Origin of the sequence: Amaricoccus sp. W119, from assembly GCF_047275745.1 — a bacterium.
Lineage (GTDB): Bacteria > Pseudomonadota > Alphaproteobacteria > Rhodobacterales > Rhodobacteraceae > Amaricoccus.
In genome coordinates this window covers 19589-27837 of the sequence record NZ_JBKQWU010000047.1, presented here as the reverse complement: position 1 = coordinate 27837, position 8249 = coordinate 19589, and the positions used below count along the sequence as shown (strand labels likewise).

Below are 8249 nucleotides of genomic sequence, written 5' to 3'. Positions count from 1 at the left end.
CCCCTGTCCCTCCTGCGTTCAATGCAGAAGGGAAATAGGTGGCCGGATTTTACTCCGCCCGCGGCCGGACTATCCCGCCGCTACCGTGGCCGGTTTTTGCACCGCCGCTCTCAGCATCGCCACACGCTACGACAAGGACCCGGAGAACTTCCTCGCCGCCGTCAAGCTCATAGCCGCGAGGACCTGGTGTCAGAGTTTATGAGTCGACGCCCTAGGAACTCTGCCGTAACACCACGCGCTTTCGCGAGGAGATCGCATCTTGGATGGCTTGCTCCAACGCGGCGATTTGTTGATCAAGACGCGCAACTCGTTCGTTGAGCATTGCGATCGCCGACCGATCAGCAGCAACCTGCTCCTGACGACTAGGCTCTTCTCGCCTAAGGCGGTCCACCTCAGAGCGCGCACGAGCCAACTCGTCGTAGGCTATAGAAAGTTCAGATCTCAGCGCTTCGAGCTCAGCGCTTCCTTGTGCATTCGCAGCATTTGAATGTTCAAGCGTCGCACTCTCCTGCTCAGCGGCACGAAGCATCCCCAATGAGCGTTGTGCGGATGCCTCGGCCGCCCGCGCCTCACCCTGAAGGTTCTCGAGGAGACGGCGCCGCTCGGCTAAGTGCTCCTGCAAGGTATCGTATCGAAAGATCATGTCGAACGTAGAAGGGGTTTCGAAATTCGGGGTTTCGGCACAACCAGTGAGAGCGATGCCCAATGCACCCAGAACCGGCCTAATCTTCACACGGAACGCTCGGTGCCTCATCAGACTTCTCCTAGAGAGCCGGCCGAGTTCACGGCCGTCCGGGTGTTCCGCTGAATGTTGTTCAGATCTTGATATTGCTCCTGCAACTGTCGCTTGCGAGCTTCAAGCTGAGCGACCTTCTGTTGAACCGATGCCGGATCCTCGCCTGGTTCGGCTCGTGCCGAGCTCAGAACCGCTTCATAGTGACTTATCTCCTCGGCAAGGCTAGCCTTTTCAGCGTCGAGGCTTGCAATCTGCCTCTTGAGGCGCTGCTTGCTGCGTTCGGTATCGGCCGCTATGTTCTGCCCCTGTTCCGAACGGCGTTTCAACGCGGCCAATCGCTGGTTCTCGGACTCGAGCGCGGATCGAGCGCTCCTTGCCACGTTTTTGCTCGCCGCGAGATCATTCGAAGCGTTTCGGATCTCGGTATCGAGAGACGCGGACTCGGCATTATAGGCCACCCTCCGTTTGGCGGCGACGCTGCCAACGCCCGCACCGATGGCACCGCCAACTACCCCTCCGATCGCAGCGTTTCTCGTCCGTTCGCCGCCGTCGTCGCCAGTGACAGCCCCGATCAGCGCACCGATGCCCGCGCCAGCTAAGCCGGCATTGACTATGTCGTTCGGCTGCCCATCCGGCGTATTCAAACACCCGGATAGTGACAGGGCTATACTGAGGTACAGACCATTCCGTATCGCAAAGTTTCTCATTTCTTCTGACCCCCTTAATCGATGGAGAATCTGGATTCCCATATATGCTGGAAAACAGTGCTATCGATTTGCGCCGTAGCTGTATCTAGAAGATCGATATATTGAATCGGATTTTGTCTTCCTTGGGCCGCGTAGGTGTCACGAAGATTTTGCGTTGATGCGATAAAAATATCTGGATATTCATTACGAATACCCTGAAGTAAAGAAATACCATCTTCGGATGCTCGGCGGTCATCTTCGATCTGAGATTTGAGCTGATCGACCCTGGTGAGAATGGAGCCCACGAACTCGGTGTCCTCCGCGAACAGCGGATTTTGCGCTTCCCGCGACAGTCGTCGTATCTCTTCAACGGTGCTGCCGGCGGCCTCGAAGCGGCGCACCAACAGGGTCCACTGCGCGGAGACTCTCTCGGCGACCTCCATGTTGATCGGGCTCGGGCTCGGTTGCGGTGTGACATCATCTTCGGGGGCGCTTGGTGTCGGTTGGGATGCGACGGGATCGGTGGCTGATGGATCCGGATCCGTCAGCACCTCGGCACTGTCGTCGCCTATTACTTCAACGTTTCTCCCGGGTTCTCCGGTCAACGTATAGATCACGCCGCCAAATAGAAAACCGAAAATTGAGACCGCTGTCAGGATGAGCATCGGGTAACGAATTCGTCCACTGGTTTCGGACCGAAGTTCGCTCCCGATCTTTGTCTCATTACCTCGTACCTTATTGGATTCTTTGATGGTTCCGGAAGGTACGGCCCGTCCCAACGTTACTCTACCGGAGTCCGGTCGAGACGAAGAATGACCCGAATGGCCACCTCCCCGCTGAGCCCCGTCCTGGCCACCGGCGTTCTCGTCACCTAGCCCTGCGGACGGCCCATGTCTCGGACCTAGGCTCACCGAGTCAGCCGGCGGATCCCGGAACGATGCCACTGCTTCGTGGTTCCGCTCCGGAGGAAAAGGATCGGGTGCGGTCATGGCGGCTTCGGAGCTCCGGACATCCGAAGGCGCGCTCCTTTTGAGCCCGAGGCCTACCCTGGGAAGCGGTACCTTTGAAACCTGCCCGCAGGAGCTACAAGCCGCTTCCTGGCCAACGGCCGCGTAGGTGGTTGTGATCTCTGCCTCGCACCCGGAGCATCTAAACTTGAACGGCCGGTCGCTTCCCGGCGAGCGCGATTGGTTCATTGCCCCTGCCTGCGGTAGTAGCCGTTCTCGTCGAGTTGGCGCGCCATGTTACGCAAAGAGGGCAGGACATAGATTTCCGTTAGCTCAGCGATGTAGGCGGTGTATCTAACTATATTAGATCCTACTACGTTCGTTAGAACCCGAAGCATTACGCCGCCCAGAACCGCCCCAAGAAGAGTGGTGTAGAAGGCCGTGTCGAGACCAGACAGTGCGCCTCCGTCTTGCATCAATTCCTTGATCAGTTCGTCACCACTCGATGGGTCGAAGTCTCCCATGGAACTTCGAAGCTTCGACACCATGATGATGAGGCCAGCGATCGTGCCGATCAACCCAAGAGTAATCAATATCGAAGAGAAGAGCTCGGAAAGTCGGTTCCGAGCCTCGAGGCGCTCCCGCAGCAATTCAATCAGGTTATCCTGACTGATCTCCGTATCCTGCTGAAATATGGTGTAGAGCGCTTCGATGTGACTACGAAACTGGCTCCGCTCGGACGCCTCCAGAAATGACGAGATATCATCCAACTCAACCAGATCCAGGACTTGTTTGGTGGCGAGATCCGTCTCGTGTTGCAAATAACGCGCGTCGGAGTAGCTGCGTCCTATCGTGATGGCTGCTACACCAACAATCAGTACATAGAAGACAAGATCGATGGGGACGGAGGAAAGGGCTGGGCCTCCCAGCACCGGCACGACCACGACACCAGCGGCGATAGCCAGAACGAAACACCAGCGCCGCCACTCGGACAGTCCCGACTTGTGGGTCAGGTCAGAGGAAATTGCCGCTAGCGTCGCGGACTCTTTGGCTTCTGCCATTTTCTCAATTGAATCCGCGAATAAAGTAATCCATTGGATTCTTGTATCTTTTATCGTATCCACTAGAGTGATTGTCTGATTTTGGTTTTGGCTTATAGAATGTACCTATTCTTCCGTTTGACTTAACTACCATTAGAGTATTTGTATTTGGATGATAAAGTACCTTCCTGCCGTCCGGAAGATTCCTTTGAAGCGAGCCTTTTGGCGGATTATTTCGGAAACTTCGTGCCTTTTTTGCATATTGCGTCGGATTTCTAGCGCCAAAATCTCCACCATGCTTATTGTAGTGAAAAGAGGTGTTATCAGTCCTTGATCGCGATTTACTTGTATCCTTAGATACATTTTTGTCGAACGTTCTCTTGGAGCGTAACAGTTGCGTGCGGTCCACAAGCGTTGCTCCGCGAAGGATATCCGCCTTTGGGTTTCCGGAAGCTGGCGTGAAAAAGCTGCCGCGCCCCTTGGACACCACCGTCGCATTTCCAGCGGCCTGCTTGAACGCGCTTCGCGGCTTGAGGCTTGCCCGGCCAAGCTGGACTCGCGGCGACTTCGGTCTTGTGATCTGGGCCTTGGGCGGTGGGCGACTGTTCGCTTCCGCCAAGTAGACATTGGCGCCCTTCTTAAAGCCCTCGATCTGCGGGATGGTCCCCGTTCTATCGGCGGCGATTGCCGGAACGGAGACTGCGAAAGCGGCGAGAATGCCAAGAAGCATCTGCGACACTCAGAGCGCTCCCCGAACGTAACTTACCATGCCCCTGTAGATCTCACGGAACGCTTCGGGATCCTCAGCATAGAGCGCGAGCAGCCGCTTTCCGTCCCATTCGGCCGCGGTAGTGAGGAGCGCTATCTGTTGGGTATGTTGGATTGACCCTCGATTGGCAGCGGCGATTTCCGCGGCCGGATCCCAAGTGCCCGCATTCTGTTGTGATTGGCGCTCGCTGGCAAGACTCTGAAACATACCCCACAGCCCCCCCACGCCGATCTCGACTATATCCTGAAGGTAATCAGGATCGGTCGCCGTAATATAATTTAGATTTAGCATGAGTTCAGGATCGAGATCCTGCTCAAAAAAGGCAGAATTTGTACGAAACCATGCAGACGGATCTGTCAGAACGCTATTGAGCTTTAACATGTAGCTGATCGATTCGGTGCGATACTGCCGCAGATACTCATAGTCCTTCTCGACCATCGCCTTGAGCAAGTCAGCACGTTGGAAGCCTTCGGTGATGTCGGCAACGCTGCGCTTTGGAATCTGTGGAGACGCCTGGGCAGTGGTTCTCGACGGTAGCGCGGTCATGTCATCGAGTATCTGTTGCGCCGAAGCGAATCCCCCCGCGACTGCTTGGGAGAGCCACGCGTGCGCGGTTGCATCGTCCTCTGCCAACCAGCCGAGGTAGCCCGCCGCCGCCGCGCTGCCAGCTTCGGCCGCCTCGATCAAGAGATCGAAGGCGGCATTCGGTTCTCCGTGGTAGAGCGCCACGCGTCCCACTTCGAACAGGTAGCGCGGGCTTTCGGCTATAGCATCTCGAGCGATGGCAAGCGCATCATCCAGTATGAAGGCCACGTCGTCCTGATGGAGGGCTTCAATCTGCTCATCGGTTACGCCCGCGATGCCGGCAGGCTTCAATGGGTCATCCGGGTGCGCCGCGAGATCATCGAGCGCTGCGAGAACGGCAACGGGATCCAGATCCTCAGCCGAGATCGTATCACTATCCAAATCGAAGATATCCTCGTCGGCCTCGATCAACGCACGCGCATTGGTCAATATACCATTGCTGTCCGCGACTTGCGCCGATAGCCACCCGATCATGGCCGATCCAATCAGCACGACCACGATCAATGCTTTGAAACGGACATTTGAAATCTCTTCTCGGGTACCTAGCACGCTGCGCCCTCTTTGCCCTCAAGATCCTCGACCGTCAGAAACATCGATAGAAGCGACCACATCAATCTTCCATCGCGGTCGAGAAATTCACCTTTTGGACCGGCCGCTCGAGCCGCCGTGCAGAAGAAGTCTCTTGACTCGTTATAGGCCCAACGCTGATAGCGTTTTCCTTCGAAGCTATAGCCCTCCGAATCGGGAAAAAAAACGAGGACACGACTTTCATCGCTAGACTCTGCGAATGCGCGCACCAGTTCGACACCCTCGCTTACGAAACGCGTATCAAGAGGACGATTTCCGCTTGGATCTTGCAGCTGTTGCCCGCCGCGCATCTCGAAGGGGCCCACGTCCCCAATCAAGAGAAGTGATCGCCGTCGCGTCTGATCACCAGGAGAACCAAGCTCCGCGATCGCCGTTTCGATCGCTAAGTTCGTATCTACGATACCGCTCTTCTGCTGAATGGATCCAATCCAATCGAGCAGCGCACTCTTCCCGCGGCCGTCCATTGTCGTCAACGGAAAGATATTGATGCCCCCATGACCGACCCAATCCGCATATATAACTGTACCAACTCTAAAGTCACGTATAACGGATGGAAAGTTTTCAACCAGTTCAGAAAGGCTTTCCTTCAGTTCTTTTAGAGGATCTCCCATAGATGCACTTACATCTATTGCTATCATTAGATCAACAGATGGTTGACTCTCTTGATCAGGTCTTATCTGAGATATAATTATTACAAAAAGTAACACAAAAATTGCCATTACTCCGAATATCAGATCGCTGAATACCTCGAAAAACCCGCCTGAGTCGGGAGTTGAGCGCTTCCTGAGCATACACATCTCATGTATATAATCAACCTATTGTAGGCTAGCATCGGATGTGCAGATTCGCTAGGCGGCAAACCCATAAATCTGGTTGGCGTTTTGCTTGTGTGGCTGATTCAAGGCTCGAAACTGAGGGAGCCCTGAATGACGCGTCGCCGGTACGAATTGACCGACCATGAATGGTCGATCCTCTCGCCTCTGTTGCCAAACAAGCCGCGCGGAGTTCCCCGTGTTGATGACCGCCGAGTTCTGAACGGCATCCTGTGGTCCCATCCGGCCCGGGTTGCAAAGGCATTGGGGGTGAGGCCGCCGAGGCTCGTGTGCGGCCGGGTGGTATTGTAGTCGATCCGCCACTCCGCGATGAGCCGCCGGGCGGCGAGGAGACTGCGGAACAGGTGCTCGTTGAGGCATTCGTCGCGGAAGCGACCGATCAGGCTCTCCACGAACCCGTTCTGCATCGGCTTTCCTGGGGCGATGTAGTGCCACCCGATACCGCGGGTCTCCTGCCACTCGAGGATGGCACGCGAGGTCAGCTCGGTGCCGTTGTCGCTGACGATCATCAGCGGCCGGCCGCGTTCGGCGACGAGATCGTCGAGCTCGCGGGCGACCCGGGCGCCGGACAACGACGTGTCGGCGACGAGCGCCAGGCACTCCCGGGTGAAGTCATCGACCACGACGAGGACGCGGAAGCGACGGCCGTCGCTCAGCTGGTCGGAGACGAAGTCGAGGCTCCAGCGCTGGTTCGGCCGCTCCGGCAGGGCCATCGGCGCCCGCGTTCCAATCGCCCGCTTGCGCCCGCCCCGTCGGCGCACGGTCGCGCATGCGACGACGGTGGTGCTCGGGCAGCGCAAAGACGGCGAGGCCCTCGGGCACGCTCTCGTCCAGCCATGCCGCGAGTTTCGGGGCGGTGTCGCGGTAGGTCGCGACCAGTTCGGCGAGGGCGGCTTCGGCCTTCGCCAATGAGGCTGCGTTCCAGACGGCGCGCAACTCGGCGCCGATGCGCTTGGGGATCGCGAGGCTCGGCGCGTGATGGATGGCGTTCCGGGCGAGGTGGAACGGGCAGCGCTGCCATGTCGCGCCGCCCAGCACCGCCCCCGCGGGCGGCGCGCAGGCCGGCGTGATCGTCGGAGACGACATACTCCACGCCGCGCAGGCCGCGCGCCCGCGGGCTCCCCAGGAATGCGCGCCAATGGACCTCCGCCTCGGAGAGGGCGACCGAGACGCCCAGCACCCGGCGGCGCTCGTCCGGGCCGATGCCGATCGCCGAGAGCACGGCGGCGTCGCGGACGACCCCGCCGTGGCGCATCTTCTCGTGAGCCGCGCGTCAAGGATCAGATACCGGATCTCGCCGAGAGGCCGGTCGCGCCAGGCTTCCAGTTCGTCATCGAGCAACCTGGCGGCGCGGCTGACCTGCGACGAGGACAGGCTCTCGATGCCGAACTCGCGCATCACCGCCTCGACCTCGCGGGTCGACACGCCCTTGATGTACATCTCCGCCACCGCCAGCATCACCGCGCGCACCGCCCGGCGGCCGCGCTCCAGCGATCGCGGGTAGAACGGTTCCCCATCATGGCCGGCGGTCCTGGGAGCGTCGACGGTGACCGTGCCGGCCGGCGTGTCGATGCGCTTGGGCCTGTAGCCGTTCGCGTAGCCCTGGCGCTCGGCGGTGCGCTCGCAGGGGCCGGCGCGCAGGAACCGCTCCCACTCGATCTGCAGGGCAAGCTCGAACGCGCGGCCAAAGACAGAGGCGATGTCGCTGGGCGCCTCTGCCGGGCATGCCCGGCAGAGGCGCCCATCCTGGTATCCCATGGAGTTGCGAAACCACCCATGGAGAAGCGCGAATGGACGAACGGAAGGATACGGCGGTCGAGGTCCTCCTGGAACATCTGATCGAGCACGGCCCCAGCGCCCGCGCAAATCAAATTTCCAGACGTCAGGTTACCGTACCGGGCCGCATCGTAAAATCAGCTCGTATTGAGATCCTGAACGCCTGAGACGTCCTTGCCGGGACGTGAGCCGAGCCATTCCGCTGATGGGGTTGCACCGCTATCTCAGCAGAGTGCGTCGTCCACATTGAAGGCTCGTTCCGCGAACGCTCTATCATGCGGCGGCCAGT

General features: G+C 58.5%; 8 protein-coding genes and 6 pseudogenes. 3 read left to right on the top strand and 11 right to left on the bottom strand.

Features of this window, described 5'->3' with window-relative positions; all coding sequences use genetic code 11:
* Positions 1 to 115: 115 nt before the first annotated feature.
* Positions 116 to 202, top strand: a pseudogene (locus ACLJK8_RS17495) (IS5/IS1182 family transposase); the annotation flags it as partial.
* A 9-nt stretch (positions 203 to 211) separates the two neighbouring features.
* Here ACLJK8_RS17495 and ACLJK8_RS17490 read toward each other — a convergent pair.
* The 7 genes from ACLJK8_RS17490 to ACLJK8_RS17460 form a co-directional block, all read right to left on the bottom strand.
* Entirely contained in the window at positions 212 to 754 is a 543-nt protein-coding gene (locus tag ACLJK8_RS17490) for a hypothetical protein (RefSeq protein WP_413151628.1), read from the bottom strand.
* Positions 754 to 1443, bottom strand: coding sequence for a hypothetical protein (locus tag ACLJK8_RS17485; protein WP_413151627.1), 690 nt, complete (start codon positions 1441 to 1443; stop codon positions 754 to 756). Before ACLJK8_RS17485 ends, ACLJK8_RS17490 begins: the two co-directional genes overlap by 1 nt.
* A gap of 14 nt (positions 1444 to 1457) precedes the next feature.
* Positions 1458 to 2087 carry a hypothetical protein gene (locus ACLJK8_RS17480; RefSeq protein WP_413151626.1) on the bottom strand — a complete coding sequence of 210 codons (630 nt, stop codon included), beginning with the start codon at positions 2085 to 2087 and terminating at the stop codon, positions 1458 to 1460.
* Positions 2088 to 2614: 527 nt separating this feature from the next.
* Positions 2615 to 3430 carry a MotA/TolQ/ExbB proton channel family protein gene (locus ACLJK8_RS17475; protein ID WP_413151625.1) on the bottom strand — a complete coding sequence of 272 codons (816 nt, stop codon included), beginning with the start codon at positions 3428 to 3430 and terminating at the stop codon, positions 2615 to 2617.
* 4 nt (positions 3431 to 3434) lie between these two features.
* The gene (locus ACLJK8_RS17470; RefSeq protein WP_413151624.1) at positions 3435 to 4148 is read right to left on the bottom strand and encodes a hypothetical protein; all 714 of its coding nucleotides are present in this window, start codon (positions 4146 to 4148) and stop codon (positions 3435 to 3437) included.
* Positions 4149 to 5312 (bottom strand): hypothetical protein, encoded by a 1164-nt coding sequence (locus ACLJK8_RS17465; protein ID WP_413151623.1) that lies wholly within the window; start codon positions 5310 to 5312, stop codon positions 4149 to 4151. It lies immediately after the preceding gene.
* Positions 5306 to 6142, bottom strand: a complete 837-nt coding sequence (locus ACLJK8_RS17460; RefSeq protein ID WP_413151622.1) for a VWA domain-containing protein — start codon at positions 6140 to 6142, stop codon at positions 5306 to 5308. The genes ACLJK8_RS17465 and ACLJK8_RS17460 overlap by 7 nt, the downstream gene beginning before the upstream one ends.
* Positions 6143 to 6277: 135 nt before the next feature.
* Here ACLJK8_RS17460 and ACLJK8_RS17455 point away from each other — a divergent pair.
* Positions 6278 to 6400 (top strand): annotated as a pseudogene (locus ACLJK8_RS17455) (transposase); the annotation flags it as partial.
* Between the two features lie 8 nt (positions 6401 to 6408).
* Here ACLJK8_RS17455 and ACLJK8_RS17450 read toward each other — a convergent pair.
* From ACLJK8_RS17450 to ACLJK8_RS17435, 4 pseudogenes are all read right to left on the bottom strand, one after another.
* Positions 6409 to 6948: pseudogene (locus ACLJK8_RS17450) on the bottom strand (IS3 family transposase); the annotation flags it as partial.
* Positions 6949 to 6964: 16 nt separating this feature from the next.
* A pseudogene (locus tag ACLJK8_RS17445) lies at positions 6965 to 7270 on the bottom strand (transposase); the annotation flags it as partial.
* A 22-nt stretch (positions 7271 to 7292) separates the two neighbouring features.
* A pseudogene (locus ACLJK8_RS17440) lies at positions 7293 to 7439 on the bottom strand (transposase); the annotation flags it as partial.
* Between the two features lie 26 nt (positions 7440 to 7465).
* Positions 7466 to 7942, bottom strand: a pseudogene (locus tag ACLJK8_RS17435) (transposase); the annotation flags it as partial.
* Positions 7943 to 7974: 32 nt separating this feature from the next.
* On the opposite strand from ACLJK8_RS17435, the gene ACLJK8_RS17430 reads away from it, so the two are divergent.
* Complete coding sequence (locus ACLJK8_RS17430) at positions 7975 to 8127, top strand: hypothetical protein (RefSeq protein ID WP_413151621.1); 153 nt, start codon at positions 7975 to 7977, stop codon at positions 8125 to 8127.
* Positions 8128 to 8249 lie beyond the last annotated feature (122 nt).